The organism is Haloarcula sp. Atlit-120R, assembly GCF_003665885.1.
GTDB classification, from domain to species: Archaea; Halobacteriota; Halobacteria; order Halobacteriales; family Haloarculaceae; genus Haloarcula; species Haloarcula taiwanensis.
The window spans coordinates 1-18,952 of record NZ_QPLN01000010.1 but is presented as its reverse complement, the minus strand read 5'-3'; the positions used below and the strand labels follow the sequence as shown (position 1 = coordinate 18,952).

The 18,952-nt window shown below is 66.2% G+C and carries 18 protein-coding genes and 1 pseudogene; 13 read left to right on the top strand and 6 right to left on the bottom strand.

The window, feature by feature from the left end:
* Nucleotides 1-37 precede the first annotated feature (37 nt).
* Nucleotides 38-2,569 carry a hypothetical protein gene (locus DVK01_RS20065; protein WP_121538557.1) on the top strand — a complete coding sequence of 844 codons (2,532 nt, stop codon included), beginning with the start codon at nucleotides 38-40 and terminating at the stop codon, nucleotides 2,567-2,569.
* Nucleotides 2,570-2,578: 9 nt separating this feature from the next.
* Here DVK01_RS20065 and DVK01_RS20060 read toward each other — a convergent pair whose 3' ends face one another.
* Nucleotides 2,579-2,884, bottom strand: coding sequence for a hypothetical protein (locus DVK01_RS20060; protein WP_004516266.1), 306 nt, complete (start codon nucleotides 2,882-2,884; stop codon nucleotides 2,579-2,581).
* A gap of 178 nt (nucleotides 2,885-3,062) precedes the next feature.
* Between DVK01_RS20060 and DVK01_RS20055 the strand changes: the two genes are divergently transcribed.
* The 3 genes from DVK01_RS20055 (at nucleotide 3,063) to DVK01_RS20045 (ending at nucleotide 5,342) form a co-directional block, all read left to right on the top strand.
* A complete protein-coding gene (locus tag DVK01_RS20055) occupies nucleotides 3,063-4,439 on the top strand; it encodes an adenylosuccinate synthase (protein ID WP_121538555.1) in 1,377 nt (458 codons plus the stop codon).
* Between the two features lie 111 nt (nucleotides 4,440-4,550).
* The gene (locus tag DVK01_RS20050; RefSeq protein WP_004516264.1) at nucleotides 4,551-4,745 is read left to right on the top strand and encodes a methytransferase partner Trm112; all 195 of its coding nucleotides are present in this window, start codon (nucleotides 4,551-4,553) and stop codon (nucleotides 4,743-4,745) included.
* 51 nt (nucleotides 4,746-4,796) lie between these two features.
* Entirely contained in the window at nucleotides 4,797-5,342 is a 546-nt protein-coding gene (locus DVK01_RS20045; protein WP_101351452.1) for a hypothetical protein, read from the top strand.
* 7 nt (nucleotides 5,343-5,349) lie between these two features.
* Here DVK01_RS20045 and DVK01_RS20040 read toward each other — a convergent pair whose 3' ends face one another.
* From DVK01_RS20040 to DVK01_RS22415, 3 genes are all read right to left on the bottom strand, one after another.
* Nucleotides 5,350-6,426 carry a DR2241 family protein gene (locus DVK01_RS20040; protein ID WP_101350348.1) on the bottom strand — a complete coding sequence of 359 codons (1,077 nt, stop codon included), beginning with the start codon at nucleotides 6,424-6,426 and terminating at the stop codon, nucleotides 5,350-5,352.
* A 101-nt stretch (nucleotides 6,427-6,527) separates the two neighbouring features.
* Nucleotides 6,528-7,409 (bottom strand): CbiX/SirB N-terminal domain-containing protein, encoded by an 882-nt coding sequence (locus tag DVK01_RS20035; protein ID WP_101350349.1) that lies wholly within the window; start codon nucleotides 7,407-7,409, stop codon nucleotides 6,528-6,530.
* Between the two features lie 113 nt (nucleotides 7,410-7,522).
* Nucleotides 7,523-7,681, bottom strand: a complete 159-nt coding sequence (locus tag DVK01_RS22415) for a hypothetical protein (RefSeq protein WP_198560173.1) — start codon at nucleotides 7,679-7,681, stop codon at nucleotides 7,523-7,525.
* 199 nt (nucleotides 7,682-7,880) lie between these two features.
* Here DVK01_RS22415 and DVK01_RS20030 point away from each other — a divergent pair, with 199 nt between their 5' ends.
* The 6 genes from DVK01_RS20030 to corA all read left to right on the top strand — a co-directional run bounded on the left by DVK01_RS20030 (nucleotide 7,881) and on the right by corA (nucleotide 12,420).
* Complete coding sequence (locus DVK01_RS20030) at nucleotides 7,881-8,366, top strand: hypothetical protein (protein WP_121538553.1); 486 nt, start codon at nucleotides 7,881-7,883, stop codon at nucleotides 8,364-8,366.
* Between the two features lie 47 nt (nucleotides 8,367-8,413).
* Nucleotides 8,414-9,892: a cysteine--tRNA ligase gene (gene cysS / locus DVK01_RS20025; protein WP_101350351.1), complete on the top strand. Its 1,479-nt coding sequence runs from the start codon at nucleotides 8,414-8,416 to the stop codon at nucleotides 9,890-9,892.
* An 86-nt stretch (nucleotides 9,893-9,978) separates the two neighbouring features.
* Nucleotides 9,979-10,500, top strand: coding sequence for a hypothetical protein (locus DVK01_RS20020; RefSeq protein ID WP_101350352.1), 522 nt, complete (start codon nucleotides 9,979-9,981; stop codon nucleotides 10,498-10,500).
* A 60-nt stretch (nucleotides 10,501-10,560) separates the two neighbouring features.
* The gene (locus DVK01_RS20015; protein WP_101350353.1) at nucleotides 10,561-11,196 is read left to right on the top strand and encodes a DUF6517 family protein; all 636 of its coding nucleotides are present in this window, start codon (nucleotides 10,561-10,563) and stop codon (nucleotides 11,194-11,196) included.
* Between the two features lie 79 nt (nucleotides 11,197-11,275).
* Complete coding sequence (locus tag DVK01_RS22410; RefSeq protein ID WP_198560174.1) at nucleotides 11,276-11,446, top strand: hypothetical protein; 171 nt, start codon at nucleotides 11,276-11,278, stop codon at nucleotides 11,444-11,446.
* Nucleotides 11,443-12,420, top strand: coding sequence for a magnesium/cobalt transporter CorA (gene corA / locus DVK01_RS20010; RefSeq protein ID WP_101350354.1), 978 nt, complete (start codon nucleotides 11,443-11,445; stop codon nucleotides 12,418-12,420). The genes DVK01_RS22410 and corA overlap by 4 nt, the downstream gene beginning before the upstream one ends.
* On the opposite strand, the gene DVK01_RS20005 is transcribed toward corA, so the two are convergent.
* Nucleotides 12,415-13,632: a tripartite tricarboxylate transporter permease gene (locus DVK01_RS20005; RefSeq protein WP_199722401.1), complete on the bottom strand. Its 1,218-nt coding sequence runs from the start codon at nucleotides 13,630-13,632 to the stop codon at nucleotides 12,415-12,417. The genes corA and DVK01_RS20005 overlap by 6 nt on opposite strands.
* A 288-nt stretch (nucleotides 13,633-13,920) precedes the next feature.
* Here DVK01_RS20005 and glp point away from each other — a divergent pair, with 288 nt between their 5' ends.
* From glp to DVK01_RS19985, 3 genes are all read left to right on the top strand, one after another.
* Entirely contained in the window at nucleotides 13,921-15,141 is a 1,221-nt protein-coding gene (gene glp, locus DVK01_RS19995; protein ID WP_101350357.1) for a gephyrin-like molybdotransferase Glp, read from the top strand.
* Nucleotides 15,138-17,018 carry a molybdopterin biosynthesis protein gene (locus DVK01_RS19990; RefSeq protein ID WP_121538547.1) on the top strand — a complete coding sequence of 627 codons (1,881 nt, stop codon included), beginning with the start codon at nucleotides 15,138-15,140 and terminating at the stop codon, nucleotides 17,016-17,018. The genes glp and DVK01_RS19990 overlap by 4 nt, the downstream gene beginning before the upstream one ends.
* 148 nt (nucleotides 17,019-17,166) lie before the next feature.
* Entirely contained in the window at nucleotides 17,167-18,390 is a 1,224-nt protein-coding gene (locus DVK01_RS19985; protein WP_101350359.1) for an iron-containing alcohol dehydrogenase family protein, read from the top strand.
* A gap of 161 nt (nucleotides 18,391-18,551) precedes the next feature.
* On the opposite strand, the pseudogene DVK01_RS19980 reads toward DVK01_RS19985, so the two are convergent.
* Nucleotides 18,552-18,952: pseudogene (locus DVK01_RS19980) on the bottom strand (NAD(P)/FAD-dependent oxidoreductase); the annotation flags it as partial.

Genomic DNA, 18,952 nt, shown 5'->3' with positions numbered 1-18,952 from the left:
ACAAACTATTTGTTCACCATCCGGCTTGGTGGGAGTAATGAGTACACGCACGGTCGAACGGGTCGACGGCTGGGAGTCGGTTCCGTTCGACGGCGGGTTCGCGGGCCTGCAGGACCTCGCCGGACAGGAGTTCTCCGGCGCGGTCATCGCGGGTCCGACGCGCCTGTTCATGTTGAACGGGACCGTCGTCGGCGTCCTCGACGGCAACATCGAGGATTTCGAGGACGCGTCGGGAACAGCCAAACGGTCACCGCACGAGGCGCTGCCACTGCTTGCAGTGATGCAGGAACGCGCCGACGAGGTGAAAGCACAGTACTACACTGAAGATACAGCGCTTGCAGAAGTCGACCAGACACTGTCGAGCGGGAACTTTACTGGCTTTATCGAACTCTCCGAAAACGTCCTCTCGGGCGACTACTACACCGTGTATCATCAGGGCCGTTCGATGAGCGTCGCGTGGGTCGGTAACTCGGATAAGCTGCTCACCGATGACGAGGCCTTCGAGACAGCCAACGATGAGGTCGGTATCTACGAGGTCATGCCAGTCGATATCGAGCCGATTGAGATTCCAGAACCGCCCGACGACAGGGCGGACGAGCAGTCAGCAGACTCGGCGGCCGCCGGCGTCGACCCGCTTGACGCTGATGATAAGGCGGCTGTCGCCGACGAACCGGACGACGCCGGTGCGGCGGACGCCGCGCCGGCAGGCGGGGCAGAGCCGGGCGGAACAACGCAACACGACCACAGCAGCGACGACCCGGTGGAGCCGTCCACAGACTCGGCCGGAGATACTGTAGCCGATGGAACCGACGATGCTGGACAGGCCCAGGCCGAGACAGAGTCGACACCGGACCGCGGCCCCGCAAGCGGCGGCCCGCCCGGATCGAAAGCTGCCGGTGCGAATCCGGGCCGGTCCCGCGGTCGGTCCGGGTCAGATGCGCAACCGAATGCGGACGAGAGGCCGAAAGCGGATAGCCGGCCAGACAGCAGCGCAACCGAGCGAGCGACGACGGAGACTGACACCGCGACACGGAGAGAACCCGACCACGACGCCACCGAACGGGAGACCGGAGTGCGTGAGACTGCCGGGGAGACCGAACAAAAACGACCGGCAACTGAGCCGTCACAGACACAGGAACCCCAGCACGCCAGCGCACGGAGCGCCCCGACACAGAGTGACCAAGCGGCTTCGACAGACCGCCGCGAAGAGCCGGCGGAATCGAAACCGACCCAGCGCTCCGAGTCACAGCCGTCCCGGTCCGGGGCTGATACGGCAACTCCGACGCCCGAAGCCGGTTCTGGCGGGGCGAGTGGGGATCTAGAGACGCGCTCGGTCCCGTCGCTGGACCCGAACAAGTCCGGCGGTGCGCAGGAAAGCACAGCCACCAGCGTGTCACCCACGCAGACGCCACCGACGGGTGGGCAACAGGCGTCGGCACCACGACGTGACCAGCCGGCACAGGACGACTCGAAACCGTCGACCGACTCCAGCGTTCAGGGACCGGCACCGGCACAGGACAGCCGCGGCCCAGCCGAAAACGACCCACAGCAGGCCGAGGCACCGCAGCCACAGCCGTCGGCAGGGGACCAGCGACAGTCGCCTGCCAGCGAGGAGCCGTCACCACGCGAGCGAGAGCGTGTCGCGGAGCTCGAATCCGAACTCGAACAGCAAGCCGAGACGGTGTCGGAACTCGAATCTGAACTCACCGATCTGGAGGCAACGAACCGAGAGCTTCGAGACGAGCGCGACCGTCTGGAGTCGGAGCTAGCCGACGCACGGGCCGAAATCGACCGGCTGGAGGAACAACTCGACGAGCAGAACGACGCCGCCGCAGGTGGTGCCCGGCTCAGCGCCGGCGAGGCGATAAACGGGACGAACCTCTTCGTCAGGTACGATTCGAAGGGCAAGGCGACGCTTGAGGAGGCCAAGGACGGCGAGGCGAGCCGCGAGGAGGTCGAGGCGAACCTCAGGCTGGAGTATCACACGCAGTTCGAGGCCGAGGGCGCAACGGTCAACGGGACGCCTTTCGAGGAGTACCTCGAAGACAGCATCCAGTACCGCTTTGTTAACTGGCTCATCCGGAACCTCCTCTATGAGATTCGAGATACTGGCCATGCAGGGGCCATGAAGGACCTCTATGAGGGGCTTCCGGCCATCGACCGCGCCGAACTGAACGGCAACGTCACAGTGACCTACACAGAAGACGGGCAGGAGAACCGCTCGCAGGAACGGTTCGATGTGGTCGTCCGCGACCGGATGGGGAACCCGCTGGTCGTCGCAAACATCAACGACTCGCGCGAACCGGCCTCCGAGGGCCAGATGTCGGACCTCATCCGAAACGCCGAGCGGGTCGGTAACGCCTCCGGGTCGCTTGCGTCGGCGTTTCTCGTCACGAGCAGTTTCTTCGAGCCGGGCGCGCTCGAAACCGCCGAAGAAGCGACCTCCAGTGGACTGTTCAACCGCGATAAGCGAAAGAGCTTCGTGAACATCTCACGGAAAAAGGGCTTTCACCTCTGTCTGTTAGAAGCGAGAAACCAGGAGTTCCACCTGGCGGTCCCGGAACTCTGAGAAAGAAGCTTAGCCTTCGATTTCGGCCGCGTCTTCGATCTTCATACCTTCGAGCTTGTCGATGATCTCGTCGACCTTCTCGTCGAGGTCGTCGACGAACTCACCGGTCTGTTCGGTCGTGATCGCACCCTGGCTGGAGGGCTCGATGAGGTTCTCCTCTTCGAGAACGCGCAGGGAGTACCGCACCTTGTGGTGCGGGTAGCCGGTTTCGTTGGACATCTTCACGATACCGATAGGCTCGTTCTCGATAACCATGCGAAGCACCTGCAAGTGGCGCTCTAGCATGTCAACTTCCTTTTCAAGCCTGTCTATCATGGCAATTGTTAACTTGTGTTTGCGGTATTTAAAGGTTCTCCCTCGGATAATCGCTACAACGTTGATACGTTCGAACAGGGGTGTCTTAAAACCGTCGTAACGGTTCACATGGGTACTGCTCACGAGCGTGATTTCCGGACCGTAATCTGTTTATCACGGTGGCTGGAAGGTGCGTGCGATGACCGTAACCATCGTCGGCTCACAGCTCGGCGACGAAGGAAAGGGCGGCATCGTCGACCTGTACGGCGACGACGTAGACGTCGTCGCGCGCTATCAGGGCGGCGACAACGCCGGCCATACCGTCGTCCACGAGGGCGAGGAGTACAAGCTCTCGCTGGTTCCGAGCGGAGCCATCCGCGGCAAGGTCGGCGTACTCGGCAACGGGTGTGTCGTCAATCCGCGAACGCTGTTCGACGAGATAGACACGCTTCAGGAACGCGGCCTCGACCCGGACGTTCGCATCGCTGAACGAGCACACGTCATTCTCCCCTTCCACCGCGTGCTCGACGGCATCGAGGAGGAAGTAAAGAGCGAAACGGATCAGGAAGTCGGAACGACAGGTCGGGGTATCGGTCCGACCTACGAGGACAAGGCCGGTCGGCGCGGTGTCCGCGTCGGCGACCTGCTTGACCCGGACGTGCTCAGGGAGCGCCTCGAATACGTCGTCCCCCAGAAGCGGGCCGTCGTCGAGGACGTGTACGACCTCGACGTCGACGAGCTTGACGACCCGGACGCCTTCGACGTGGACGCCATCTTCGAGGAGTTCCGCGAGTTCGGCCGCCGCTTCGAGGCCGAGGACATGACTGTCAACGCTGGCGCGTTCCTCAGCGCGACCATCGACGAGGGCCAGAACGTCATGCTTGAGGGCGCACAGGGAACCATTATCGACATCGACCACGGGAACTATCCCTACGTCACCTCTTCGAACCCGACGGCCGGTGGCGCAGCGACCGGGACCGGACTCAGCCCCAGCGTCGTCGGCGACGGCGAGGTTATCGGTATCGTGAAGGCGTACCTCACCCGGGTCGGAAGCGGCCCGCTCCCGACCGAACTCGGGGGCGTCGCCGGCGATACGCCCGGCTACGACGAGCAGGGCGAAGGCGAAAACGAGGAGCTGGCGAACTACATCCGCGAGGAGGGGGGCGAGTACGGCACCGTTACCGGCCGTCCGCGACGCGTCGGCTGGCTCGACCTGCCGATGCTCCGCCACTCCACGCGGGTCTCCGGCTTCACCGGCCTCGCCATCAACCACCTCGACGTGCTCGCCGGCCTCGACGAAGTGAAGGTCGGCCACAGCTACACGCTCGACGGCGAGCAGTTGGCGTCGATGCCCGCGACCACCGAGCAGTGGAAGCGCTGTGAAGCCAATTTCAAGTCCTTCGACGGGTGGCCCGAGGTCGACTGGGCGGACGCCGCCGACGAGGGGTACGACGCGCTGCCGGAGAACGCGAAGGCCTACGTCGAGTACATCGAGGACGAACTCGACACCCCGGCCTACGCCATCGGCGTCGGCCCCGGCCGCGGTGAAACTATCGTCCGCGAGCATCCGTTCTAGCAGGCGCTCCGTTCTGACTCGACGGTCGAGTTCACACACGAGTACCCGGCGACGGGGCGATACCGCTGGGAGAGCGGCAGACTTTTGCGACCGCCGGTCTTGGTCGAATGTATGAAAGAGGACCTGATGGAAATTATCTGCTGCCCTCTGGACAAGCACGACCTCGACCTCGAAGTGACGGAGCGCGACGACGGCGAGATCCTGTCGGGCGAACTCGTTTGCACCGAGTGCAGTGAGACGTTCCCCATCGAGGACGGCATCCCGAACCTGCTCCCCCCGGACATGCGCGACGAGGCACCGGCCTGAACCTTTTTTTCCTCGCCACGCGGAGTCACGTCCGTGCCTGACTCCCTGCCCGTGCACCTCAACCGGACGGACATCCACAGTCTGGAAGTTCCAAACGAGTTCGACGCGACAGGGAGTTTCGACGTTCGATTAGTCAACCACGGCGAGGCCCTGCACGTCCACCTTCATCTCGACGACTCGCTCTCTTCTGTCGCGTCGCTCGACGCCACAAACCACCACGTACGGGCCGAAACCGATCGGTTAGTCAGAGTGACCGTTGACGGTGACGGGCCAGTCCGTGGCAAGCTAAAGGTCGTGACCGGATATGGCGCCGAGACCCGGTACATCGACATCTATATTCCGGAAGGTGGGACCGAGAACGAACCGGTCATCGTCGACGACGAGCTGTCGAAGCCACAGCCGAAACCGGCGGCAGAATCAGCGTCCGGCCTCGAAGACCTGTCTGCGGGACCGATACTGGCGGCTGGCGGTTTCACCGTCCTGATTGCGGGACTCATCACGCTGGTGCTCACCGAGAGCGTGCTATTGACAGTCGTCGCTGTACTCGCGGTCACAATCGTCATAGGACTCCTCTCCGTCGCCGTTCGCCCGACCTGACGCGCCGCTACTGTTCCGTCTCGACGCCGCCGAGGTTCCCCTCGTCGTCGAACAGCTTTGCTCGCAGGAACCGTGTCCGGTACCGGTTGGCTCCCTCGTAGATATCGGCTTCACGGATGTCGTCTGCCTCGCCGTCTGCGACGGCATCGATGATATCCTCGATCTGTTCTTTCTCGCTGGGCGTGAGTTCGAACTCGTAGGTCTGGGCTTGCTCGCCTTCGAGCTTTGTCCACTTGCGCGCGCCGGCGATGACAAGCGAGCAGGGCTCCCGGCAGGGGAACTCACCTGACCCGCCGTCGACATCGAGTTCTGTCTCCTCGTCGTACTGCCACTCCCGGCGTTTGAGACACTGGGAATCGTCACAGCAGGCCTCGGCGACCCAGTTGACGTGTTCGTAGCCGTCACCGCGGTCCCAGGTCTTGACAACGCCGTAAATCCCGGTCTGGCGGTCGACGGTGTCCCGCCAGTGGGTCACGTCGAGGTCCCCCTCCTGTTCCCGGTGCCAGTTCGCGATGGTCGCCGGGTAGAACGCGTCGACCGTCGTGACGAACTCGCTCGCCGATAGCTCGGGGAACGCCCACCCGGTCTGGAGCGACGGCGCGGTCTTGAGCGGGCGGTAGCCGCCGTCGTCGTCGTGTTTCGCAATTTCGCGTGCGTCGAGGGGGTCGTCGTACTCGTCGAGCGCGCTGGTTCCGACATCGACGTCGGCGCGGTGCCGGATGCTGTATGTCCGCGTTCCGTCGGAGAGCGTAACGGTCAGGTGCAGTTCCCCCCAGGTCGCGGACACCCCGTCGGCGAGCGCGTCGTAGCGCTCGGCCACGTCTCGCTGCTCTGCCCCTTCGAGCCAGCGGAGGAACGCCCAGCGGTCCGCCTTCTGGGGCGCGGTGGCGTGCCAGAAGTACCAGTTTCGGACGTACGGTGACTCCGCCGCTACCGTCCGAAGCGTCTCCTCGTCGATGCCGCTGTGGTCCACATCCGGTGTTCGGAACGTGTACCCGTCACTCTCGTGGGTCACGTGGAGGTCGTCGAAGGCGATGCCATCGGGGGCAGTTGCCACCAGCGCGTCCACGTACTCGCCGTCCATACTGGAAAACGGTACTCGGTCGGCAAAAGTCGGCTGGTTCCGGCCAGCAAGCGGCGTAATCAGTTCCGGTCTCTGACCCGATAGCGGCAGTCGGCGACCTGTCAGTCGCCGGTCGCGGGCGTCGCGCCGCCAGTCTCCTCGCGCACCTGCTCGATGGCAGCGCTCACGTCCGCGCCCGCGTCGGCGGCCCGCTCCAGCACCACGTCAGCCATCAGTGGTTCCGTGCCGACCGCGCCGGCGTACCAGATGTCGTGGCCCTCGACGGTGGTCGGCACGTCGTAGCCGGTCCGGTAGTCGTCGGTCAGCCCCATGTCCTCGGGGATGTCCTCCTGTGTGTGGAAGCCGTCGGCGATAAACAGCGGCACGACGACGATGTCGTCGCTCTCGAAGTAGTCCGCAACGTCGTCGACTTCAGGGTCCTCGTCCATGAACAGCGACTGCACCTCGTCGAAGCGGTCCCGCGCGCGGATGCGGTCGGCATGGTACTGGATGGCCTTCGCGGAGTTTTCGTTGCGCTCCGTCCCGTGGCCGACGACTGCCAGGCCGAATCCTTCGCCAACATCGGGATCGCCGGTGACAGACTCCGCTCGCTGGACGATGACATCGCTCATCGAATCATGCGTTCCGACCGGGCCACAGTAGTGGACCGTCTGGGCCGTGTCCTCGGCGGCCAGCGTCGCGTTGGTCGCGCTCGTCCCGTCGGAGTCCCACAGCTCGGGGTCCCAGTCTTCGAGTCGGAACTCCCGTGGGATGACCTGCTCGGTGAAGTAGCCCTCCGAAATGAACAGCGGGACCAGATACACCTCCTCGGCGTCGACGGTCCGCAGGGCCTCCCGGAACGACGGTTCCTCCTTCCAGAAGGACTCACGGACCTCGGAGAACGCGCCCGTCGCCCGAATCGTGTCGGCGTGGTCGTAGGTGGGCGTACTCGACTCGGCGTTCAGATGGGAGCCGTGGGCCGCGATAACGAGTGCTTCGTCCATGCACTTCGGTTGGGGCGAGTCGTCCTTAGGGCCTTCGTTGCCCTGTACAGATAGCCGGCGGGCTGTGCAACATTGCGCGCCGAAATGTGTCTTTGCCGCCCGATTCCGCCCGATCACAGCCCGAACAGGAGGACGTAGAACAACAGTCCAGCGGCCGCAAGCAGTGCCGCGTGTCCCAGCGCGCCGGCAGCGACGACGATGCCGCCGATGATTCGCTCCGCTGCTCCCAGGGGCTGTCCGAACGCCTTCCGCTCTCGTTGTGCAATCGCCATTGTCTTTCCCTCGTGTAGAGAGCGGACGCCGAGGGGGACAAACCCCCCGGCCTGTTCTCACTCGCTGGGAGTGGGGCCGCAGTTCTGAGGGGATAGCGCGCCCGTGTGTCGGTTATGGCCCGACACGGCCTGTCCCGTACCCGTGGTCGCCCGCCGGCGATAGAACGACTTTTGCCCGCGCCGGGCGTGGCCGACGCCAATGTCACTCGCCGCCGCGACCAGGGACGCCGTCCGCGAGCGCCCGTTTCTCTACGACGCACTTCGAGCGGGCGTCGTCAACTACACGGCCGCCGCGCGCACGCTCGAAATTGACGGCGATGCGGAAGCCGTCGCGACCGCCCTCCGACGGTTCGCCGAGGAACTGGACGACAGCCCGGCCCACGACAGCGACGCCCGCGTCTCGATGCAGAGCGGGCTGGGTCGGGTCGAATCGCCCGACGCTGTGTCGGCTATCGTCTTCCGAGTCGGGGACGCCGCCTTCGCCGAGGGCGCTGGCTCGCTAACGGGCATCGTCGCTACCGGCGACCTCTCGCCGCCGGCGCTGGCCGAGGTGCTGGGCCGCCTGCGGGCGGCGGACGTCGCGGTCGAGGCCGCCGGCGTCACCGACGACGCGCTCGTCGTGGTAGTGGGTCGCCGTGCGGGACCGGACGCGCTCCGGATGGTTGAGGCGGTGGTGCAGGGATGAGTCGCCTTCCGACGGCTTAAAGCGGGCGGACGCAGTTCCTCCCGGTAATGACGCTTCGCGTGACGAACACGTTGACCGGTGAGAAAGAGGCCTTCGAGCCGCGCGACCCCGATTCTGTGTTGCTGTACTACTGCGGGCTGACGACCTCCGACCCGCCCCACCTCGGCCACGCGCGCGGCTGGGTTCATGTCGACGTGATGGCCCGCTGGCTCGACTATCTGGGCTATGACGTCCACCACGTCGAGAACTTCACCGACGTCAACGAGAAAATCGTCGCCCGCGTCGGCGAGGACGGCGATAGCGAGGCCGACGTGGCCCGCCACTACGTCCGGCAGGTCATCGACGACATGCGCTCGCTCAACCTCGGCCGCGCGGAAGTGTACCCCCGCGTCTCAGAGCACGTCCCCGAAATCATCGACCTCGTCGAGCGCCTCGTCGAGAGCGGCCACGCCTACGAGGCCAACGGCTCCGTCTACTTCGACGTGACAAGCTTCGAGGACTACGGCAAACTCTCGAACCAGTCCGTCGAGGACATCGAATCACAGGGCGCGGACACCGAAGGCGAGAAGCGACACCCGGCCGACTTTGCGCTCTGGAAGGCCGGCGGCGTCGACCCCGAGGACATCGCCGAACATCAGCACCCAGAGGCCGCCCCGGCCGAGGAGGCCTGCCAGACCGCACAGACCTGGGACTCTCCGTGGGGTGAAGGCCGACCCGGCTGGCACATCGAGTGCTCGGCGATGTCGATGACACACTTAGACGAATCCATCGACATCCACGTCGGCGGGCAGGACCTTGTCTTTCCCCACCACGAGAACGAGGTGGCCCAGAGCGAGGCCGCGACCGGCGAGCAGTTCGCGAAGTACTGGCTCCACGTCCGCCTGCTGGAGACCGAGGAGGAGAAAATGTCCTCCTCGCTTGGCAACTACTTCAGCGTCAGCGACGCAGTCGAGGAGTTCGGTCCCGACGTGCTCCGGACCTTCCTGCTGTCGACGGCATATACTTCGCGGGCGACCTACAGCGACGAGACTGTCTCGGAGGCCGAGGAGCGCTGGGACCGCCTCTCCCGGGGCTACGAGCGAGCGGCTGAAGCCTGCGACGATGTGGACGCCCACGCGAAAGTGACCGACGAGACGCTTCGGGATGCTGTCGACGACGCCCGCTCGACGTTCGAGGCCGCGATGAACGACGACTTCAACACGCGGGAGGCGATGACCGCACTGCTGAACCTGACCGCTGCGGTCAACACGCACGTCGACGGCCGCGACGAGTACGACTACCGGGGGCTCCGGCGCGCCGTCGAGACGTTCGAGGAACTGGGCGGCGACATTCTGGGGCTGTCCTTCGGCGAGGACGGCGGCGGCGACGTGTCGCTGGCCGGCGACGTGGTCGACCTGGTCCTGACAGTCCGTGAGCAGGAGCGGGACGCCGGCAACTACGAGCGGGCCGACGAACTCCGCGACGAACTCGAAGCCCTCGGCGTCGAGGTCCAAGATACTGATGACGGGCCGACATATCGAATCTGATATTTCATATCCAGATTGCGTATTTAGGACATTCTAACACGCCTCACTACGATTTTATATACTATTAGTGCGTTTATATAATTGTTATGAAATACGTACCAACTACTGTCGGTTTCACCCGGATGATCGTCTCTCTCATGCTCGTTGTTGCCGCGGTCGGCGCGGTCGCATCCCCCGTCGCCGCACAGAGCGACCAGCCCGACTGGGCCGTCCAGATGTTCGAGGACATGGGACCGATGGTCGAGACGTACAACGCGAACGTCGACCCGGAGGACTTTGGCTTCATAGCTGGTGAGCTACAAGGTGAGAAGGTGAACCTCGTGGTGGACGACCCCGAGAACGGAACCGAAGCGTCGGTGTCGTTCAGCATGAACAACGCCCTTCAGATGCAGGAACTGGCGCTTGGCACCCGTGACGACGCTACTATCCAGATGAACACGGACAAGGCGACGATGGACCGAGTCATCGCGTCGAACAACCCCACTGTGGAATTCAAGAATGCCGTCACCGCGGGCGAAATCAGCGTCTCCGGTATCGGCCTCTTGGGCGGCGTCAAGTGGTACGCGATTAACGTGGTCGCCGACGTCCTCCGGGGCATCTTCGGCTGACGCGGCCGACGCCCAGCGGCCACAAAACGTTTTCCCGTACCGGACAGTGCTTGGAAGTAGATGGTACGCCGCTTGCTCCCCGTCGCCGTGGCGCTCCTTCTCGTGACCTCCGGCTGTGTCGGGCTCATCACCGGCGAGACGGTCACCTTCGAGGCCTCGCCCGCGACCGTTTCTGACAGCACGCTCGACTCGACCGGATACGAACTTAACAACGCGACACAGGCGAACGTCACCCGCGACGTGACCGTCGCCGGGCAGGACCGGACGGTGCGGCTCGTGACCGAGCGCAGACAGTACACCCGGAGCGGCTCCCTGCTCGGCGTCGAGGTCGTGGAGCTGTCGCGGTTCGTCGTCGTCTCCGTTCCGAGCGCGACCGTCGCCGGCCAGACGCTCAACCCCGCCGCCGACTGGGCGAACCGGCGGGTCCTCGAAGCGGTCCAGGGCCAGACCGGCAGCATCGACGACGTCGAGTCGGCCGGGAACCGGACGGTCCGGGCGCTGGGCGCGGACCGCCAGGTCAGCGAGTACACCGGCACGACCGAGGTGGCGGGCCAGTCCATCGACGTCCGCCTTCACCTCGTCAGCTTCCAGCACGAGGGCGACATCGTCATCGGCGTCGCCGTCCACCCCGAGACCGTCGACGAGACCGACGCCGTCGACGACCTGCTGTCCGGCCTCCAGCACGGCGGCGACTGACGGGCTTCGGGATGCAGTGAGTTCGGACGCCGGCGGCCTCGGGCATACCCTTTTTATCGGGCGCGGTGATGGCTGGGCCATGAACACCGTCCTGGCGCTGGGCCTGGGGCTCACCGTCGTCGGCCTGGCGGGCTACGTCGCGGGCGTCGCGGTGCCGTACCCCGGCCGCGCGTTCTCGGTGACCGCCTTGCTCGCCGGGATGACGCTGCTGGCCGTCGGCCGCTCGGACGAGACGGAGGGCGGGGCGTGATATCCGCACTCGTCTACGCCGGCGAGACGGCCGAGCCCTACGACGACCTCGGGGCCGCCCGCGCGGCCGCGGGGACGACGTGGGTCCACGCCGCCGAGGCGACCGACGAGGAGATACGCGCCGTCCAGTCGGCATTCGACCTCCACCCGCTCGCCATCGACGACCTCCGGGGGGACGTCCGGGCCAAGACCGAGGAGTACCGCGACTACACCTTCGTCCTGCTGAAGACGATGCGGCTCACCCCGGGCGAGACCACCTTCGAGAAGGAGGTGACGACAAGCCCGGTCGGCGTGTTCGTCGGCCGCGACTGGGTCGTCTCGCTGGGCTTAGACGAGGCCCGGCCGGTCCAGCGCGTGATGGACGCCGCCCGCCGGGGGGACGAGCGCCTGCTCCAACACGGCCCGGACTTCACCGCCTACCGCGTCGTCGACGTCGTCGTCGACGCCTACTTCGACCTGCTCGACGACATCGAGACGGACATCGAGGAGATAGAGGAGGAGGTCACCGTCTCCACCGACAGCGAGACCATCGAGAAGATAAACGACGTCCGGCGGGACCTGCTGTCGTTCCGCAAGCAGGCCTGGCCCGCGCGCGAGGCCGTCGGCAGCCTCGCCCGTGGCGACCCAAAGCAGATACAGCCACAGACGGAGAAGTACTTCCGGGACGTCTACGACCACCTCGTCCAGATTGTGGACCTGACCGAGACCTACCGCGACCTCGTCTCGGGTGCGCGGGACATCTACCTCAACACCGTCTCGCAGTCGACCAACGAGGTGATGAAGGTGCTGACCGTCGTCGCGACGGTCTTCATCCCGCTGACGTTCGTCGTCGGGGTCTACGGGATGAACTTCGCCGATAGCCCGTACAACATGCCGGAACTGGGCTGGACGTTCGGCTATCCCGCGGTGATGGTCGGCATGGGGCTCATCGTCGCAATATTGCTCGGCCACTTCCGCCAGCGGGGCTACCTATAGCGCAAGCGGGACGAGCAACACCCCCATCAGCGTCGCCCGTCGGGACCCGAACCGCGGCGGGAGATGTCCGACCAGCGTGGCCGCCCCGAACGCGCCGACGCCCACGAGGCCGGCAAACAGCGCCGAGAGGCCGACAAGGACCGCGACCACTGAAAGCGAGAGGGCCGTCTGGTCCACCCGACCGACGGCCCGGAGATAGCGGTCACCCAGTGTCGGGACGAGTATCGCGCCAGCGACGGCGGCGACGGCGACCGCCGCGAGCAGCGCCGGGAGCACGAGCGGGACCTCGGCCCGGTTGAGCGCGACGAGGACACCGGTTCGGGGCGTCCCGAGCGAGATGAGCGCGAACAGCGCGAAGACTGCCGTCGCCGTGTTGACCCCGCTCGTCGTGACGACGAACGCCCGCGGGCCCCGGTCGGCGACGAGGCCCAGCGCCAGCGTGGCCGCGATGGCGCTGGAAACCCCGGGGATGTAGCCCACGGCGCCGCCACAGAGCGTCCCGACGCCCGCGAGGACGCCGACGGTTCGGGGCGGCGTCGTCACCGCCGCGTCGGCCTGTGGCGGGACCCCCTCCCCCTCGATGGCGGCCAGAAGCACCGGTGCGCCGAACAGCCCCGAAAACAGCGGGACCAGCACGTCGGAGACTGGCAGCACTCCGGTCACCGGCGCGTCGAGGAGGGCGATTCCAAGCAGACCGCTGGCTGCCAGTGAACACGCCGCGCCGATTTGCCGACGGCGGCCCTGTTCCGTGACCACAAGCAGGACAGCGACTCCCGCGAGAAGTACCGACAGCCACGGCTGGAGCAGCGGATACGCTCGCTCCATCAGGAGGGTGAGTGGAACCGCCAGCGGGACGGCAAACACTACGGCCAACCCGCTCCCCAGCGCTGACAGGCGCAGCGCCTCCCGACCGCGACCCTCGATGACCAGCTGGTGGCTCGGCAGCGCACTGGCCGCCAGTGCCGGGTCCGGCACGCCCAGCGCCAGCGCCGGAATCACGTCGAGAAAGGTGTGTGTCACCCCGGCCGCCAGCATTGCCACGCCGACGTAGAGTCGTGGCCCCGGTAGACTGCTCGCCGCCGCGGCGAGCAAAAGTGCGAAGGTGTTGGCGTGCAACCCCGGAACGAGCCCGCTAAGCGTTCCCAGTCCAACTCCCGCCCCAACCGCAGCGAGGAGCGCGAGCGTCGCTGTCGGGTCGACGGCGGGAGCCATGGACTGCATAGCGGGGCGTGGCCCCGTTCCCGTACTTGAACCTCCGCGACGTTCGGCCCGGCTACCACTCTACAGCGTAGTGCGGGCCGACCGGACCGTGTTCGGCGTGAGTCCCGGCGCTAGGAGGGGTGGTGAGACAGCAGTGCCGACTGTCGGTCGCGACCAGTCCTTTCGAGAGGGCGCTCCCGAAGAGGCGACAGCGCAGGTCCGACTCAGCCAGACGTTCTCTTCCGACCGAAGCCCCCTGAACCTGGCGAGCTTTTTGGTGTGCCGGCCCTTCGTACACACATGAGCAACGAGTCCCGAAAGTCGGCCGGGTTCAAGGACCGGACGCCGGTAACGACAGCCAGGGAGGCGCTGCTGGACGCAGTGTTCCCACACGAGCGGACGGAGCGCGTCTCGCTACGCGACGCCGACGAGCGCGTCGTCGCGGGGGAAATCACCGCCGAGCGAGCGGTGCCCCACTACCGGCGCGCGGCGATGGACGGCTTCGCCGTCAGCGCGGAAGACACGTTCGGCGCGAGCCAGCGGTCGCCGGAATCGCTCCAGGTCGGAGAGACAGTGACCACCGGCACGGCGACCCGCGTACACACGGGCAGCGAACTCCCAGCGGGTGCCGACGCCGTCGTGATGATCGAGGAGACCGAGGTCGCCGGTGACACCGTCACCGTGTTCGATGCGGTTGCTGGCGGGGAGAACGTCGCTCCTGTCGGCGAGGACGTAGAGCAAGGGCAGACGCTGTATGCAGACGGCCACCTGCTCCGCCCGTCGGACCTCGGGCTGTTGAAATCGGTCGGGAACGACGCTGTCGAGGTGTACGAGCGGCCGACTGTCAGCGTGATTCCGACCGGTGAGGAGTTAGTCCAAGATGACCCGGAACCGGGCCAAGTAGTCGAGACGAACGGCCAGACCGTCACGCAGTACGTCGAGCGCTGGGGGGGTGACGCGACCTACCGCGACATCGTTACCGACGACGTGGACGCGCTCCGGGCGGCCATCAGCGACGACTTGGACCACGACCTCGTGGTGACGACCGGCGGCTCTTCCGTCGGCGAGCGGGACCTGCTCCCGGAAGTCGTCGACGACCTCGGCGAGGTGCTGGTCCACGGCGTCGCGCTGAAGCCGGGTCACCCGGTCGCGCTGGGCGTGGTCGAAGAGACGCCGATTCTGATGCTCCCGGGTTATCCGGTCGCCTGCATCGTCAACGCCGTCCAGTTCCTCCGGCCGGCGCTCCGCCGTGCCGGCCACCTCCCGGCGACCGACCCGCCGACGACCGAGGCCGAACTCACGCGGAAGATAGCCAGCGAGCCGGGGACCCGGACCTACGCTCGGGTACAACTGCGCGAGGAGGACGACGACGGACCGACCGCGACGCCGACGCGGGCCAGCGGGTCGGGCGTCCTCTCCAGCGTCGCGCTCGCCGACGGCTGGGTCGTCGTGCCGGAGTCCGTGGAGGGCTACGACGCCGGTGACACTGTGCCCGTCGAGGACTGGGAGTGGTCCCAATGAGCGACCGCCGCGAGTTCCGCGACCTCGCATCACCGGAGGAGGCCCACGAGGTCGTCGCAAACCTCGACATCGACCCCGACCCGGAAACGGTCCCGCTCGCCGACGCCCGCGACCGCGTCCTCACCGAGCGGATCGACGCCGACATCGACGTGCCAGGGTTCGACCGCGCGAGTATGGACGGCTACGCCGTCCACGCCAGAGACACCTTCGGCGCTGACGAGGCCGACCCGGTGACGCTGTCGGTCGCCGGGGAAGTCCACGCGGGTGAGAAGCCCGACGTAACGGTCGAACCGGGTTCGGTCGCCGAGATTTCGACCGGCGCGGTGATGCCGCCCGGTGCCGACGCCGTCGTGATGGTCGAGCGAACGACTGAAACCGACGCCGGCGTCGAGATACGCACATCCGTCGCGCCCGGTGATAACGTGATGCTCGCCGGCGCAGATATCGCGGCCGGCGCGCGCGCCCTCGGTCCAGGAACGCGAATCACGCCCCGTGAAATCGGACTCCTGTCTGCCCTTGGCGTCGACGAGGTTCCGGTGCGTGGCCGGCCACAGGTCGGCATTCTCTCGACGGGCGATGAACTTGTCCGGCCCGGGGACCCCCTCGACAGCGCCGCCGGCCAGATTTACGACGTGAACAGCTACACGCTGGCGGGCGCGGTCGCGGAGGCCGGCGGTGAGCCGGTGATGTACCCCCACGCTGGCGACGACTACGAGGAAATGGAGCGATTGCTCCACCAAGCGGCTGACGAATGCGACCTCGTCCTCTCGTCAGGGTCGACCAGCGCCAGCGCGGTCGACGTCATCTACCGCGTCATCGAGGAACGCGGCGAACTCAGGCTCCACGGTGTGGCCGTCAAACCCGGCAAGCCGATGCTCGTGGGGACTATCGGCGACTCGGCGTACGTCGGGCTGCCTGGCTACCCAGTTTCGGCGCTGACTATTTTCCAGACGTTCGTCGCGCCAGCAGTACGGAACGCTGCTGGACGGGAGCAGCCACAGACAGCTACGGCCTCCGGCACAATGGCAGTCCAGGAACGCTACGGCGAAGGGCGACGACGCCTCATGCCAGCCGGGCTGGTCGAAGACGACTCCGGGTCGCTGCTGGTCTACCCGGTCGACAAGGGCAGCGGCGCGACGACGAGCCTCGTCGACGCCGACGGCTTCGTCGACGTGCCGCCGGGGACCGACTACCTCGCCGAGGGGGAGACGGTCGACGTGACGCTGTTTTCCCCCGCCGTCAGGCCGCCGACGCTGCTGGGCATGGGCGAGGACGACCCGCTCCTCTCGCGCCTGCTCGATACAATCGACCGCCCGCGGTACCTCCCGCTGGGATCGACCGAGGGGGCCCGCCGCCTCGGCAACGGCGTGCCCGACGTCGCCGTCGTCGCGGGTCCGACCGACGCCGACCACGAGGCAACCGATATCGGCGGCTGGCAGCGCGAGTGGGGGCTGGTCGTCGACGCCGAGGCCGACATCTCCGACCTGGCCGACCTCGTCGACGGCGACTACCGCTTCGTCAACCGCGACACCGCCTCCGGACTCCGTCGGAGCTTCGACGACGCGCTCGACGCTCTTGGCGAGGAGCGGGGCCTCGGTCGCGCCGAAGTCGCCGACGCCGTCGACGGCTACGAACTCACGACGAAGGCCCACGAAAGCCCCGCCCGGAAGGTCCTGGCGGGCGACGCGGACGCGGGCCTCGGTCTCCGCGCCACGGCGGCGAAACTCGGCCTCGGCTTCGTCTCGCTCGGAACCCAGCCCGTTCGGGTGCTCGCTAATCCGAATCGGCGGGAGAAAGACAGCGTCGACGCGCTCGCCGCGACCCTCGAAGACCTCGACTCGCTGGCCGACGGACTGGCTGGCATAGAAGTGCAGTGACGGCGTCGACCTGAGCACCGTGACACCCGCCAGGATTACGCTATGACCCGCAAGCGACTGCGACGTACCTGCGCTTGCAGGTACCACTGGAAGACGGCACTGGCGACCTGAAGTGATAAACACGAGCAGGGCTGAATGGGTCACAGCGATGCCCGACACATCGGTTGCCGCTGACCTCGATTCCCCGTTCCGGTTCGAGTACGAGCCTGCGACACTCCGATACGCCCCTGACGCCGTGCAGTCGCTGGGTGCGGAGTTAGACGCGCAAGGCTACAACAGTGCGCTGGTCGTCTGTGGCGCGACCGTTGGTGACACGCCGGCTGTGATGGACCCCGTTCGGGAGGGTCTCGGCGACCGACTGGCCGGCACCTTCGCCGAAACGACGCCAGCCAAGCGGCTCGGCACCGCCTGCGACGGACTCGAACGCCTCCGAGAAGTCGATGCCGATTGTCTCGTGGCCGTCGGCGGTGGGAGCAGTCTCGACGTTGCGAAAATCATCAGTATCCTCGCAGCGACTGACCGCGACCCGGCGGCTGTCGGCCAAGCGTTTGTCGACTCCGGAACGATAGCTGTCCCCGAGGCGGAGCTGCCGCCGATTATCGCCGCCCCGACGACGCTGGCCGGCGCTGACCTGTCTCTCGTCGCCGGGGTCACAGCCGCGCCAGACACCTGCCCTGTGAACGAGCCTGCCAGTGGTGGTGTCAGCGATCCGAAACTGATGCCCGAAGCAGTCTGTTATGACCCCGATCTGATTGCGACGACGCCCCGTCCGATCCTCGCGGCGTCAGCGATGAACGGCTTCGATAAAGGTATCGAGACGCTGTACGCGGCCAGCGCAACGCCAGTAACCGACGCCACAGCCTCTCGCGGCCTCGGCCTTCTCACGGACGGACTGCTCGCATTCGGTACTGGTGACGACGACCCATGGGTGTACCAGTCGCTCACCCAGGGTCTCATGCTCGTCCAGTACGGCATTTCGCGGGCTGACGGGACGACGCTCTCACTGATTCATGCCCTCGGTCACGGGCTGACCCGGGCCTACGAGGTCCAGCAGGGCGCGGCCCACGCGGTCATTGCTCCGCACGCACTCTCATATCTGTTCGAGCAGGTCGACGGTCGGCGGTCGCTTTTGGCCGACGCACTCGGCGCCGGCGATGCTTCAGACCCCACTGCTGCGGTCATCGACCAAATAAACGACGTGGTGACTGCGCTTGGACTCCCGACGCGACTTCGGGATGTCGACGGGCCCGGCCGCGAGGCGTTCCCCGAAGTTGCTGATGCCGTCCTCGAAGACGCCTTCATAGCGAACGCCCCGTCAGAACTGGCACCCACACGAAAGGACATTGTCAGTGTGTTAGAGTCGGCCTGGTAGCCGGCAGTGAATGCCGCTCAGAGCTCCGGTAGACCCCGAATACCGTCTCTCTGGTGCGGTTTCGCGCGAATCGCCCCGCGATTTCGCGCCTTTTTAGTCCACGCTTTGCGAGGAGTAGGTCGCGCGGTCAGGTCGACCCCGACGAAATAAAAAGGTCCTATCTACATGTCGGGCCAGGCCTTGGCGGCCCGACCAACGCCGGTCACGTCGTTGATCCAGCGGGCGGCAATCGCTTTCTTCAGCAGTTTCGCGGGCAGCCCGCCAAACGTCTCAACTGGGACGTTCACCACGTCGTGGGCGACGGCTTTCTCCCCGACGGAGACGACCGTCCCTTTGTCCTTGTGGGTCCACGTCTTCAGCGGCTGACCCCGTGCCGCCCGGGCGAGGTTTTCGCCGGCCACCTCGGCGGCCTGCCAGGCGGCCTGGGCCGTCGGCGGCGCGGGCTGGTCGCCCGGCTGGTCGATCAGCGCCGAGTCGCCGATGGCGAAGACCCGCTCGTCCTCCGTCTGGAAGTTCCCCTCAGCGTGGACGCGGTGGTTGCGCTCGTCCTTGTCCAGATCCA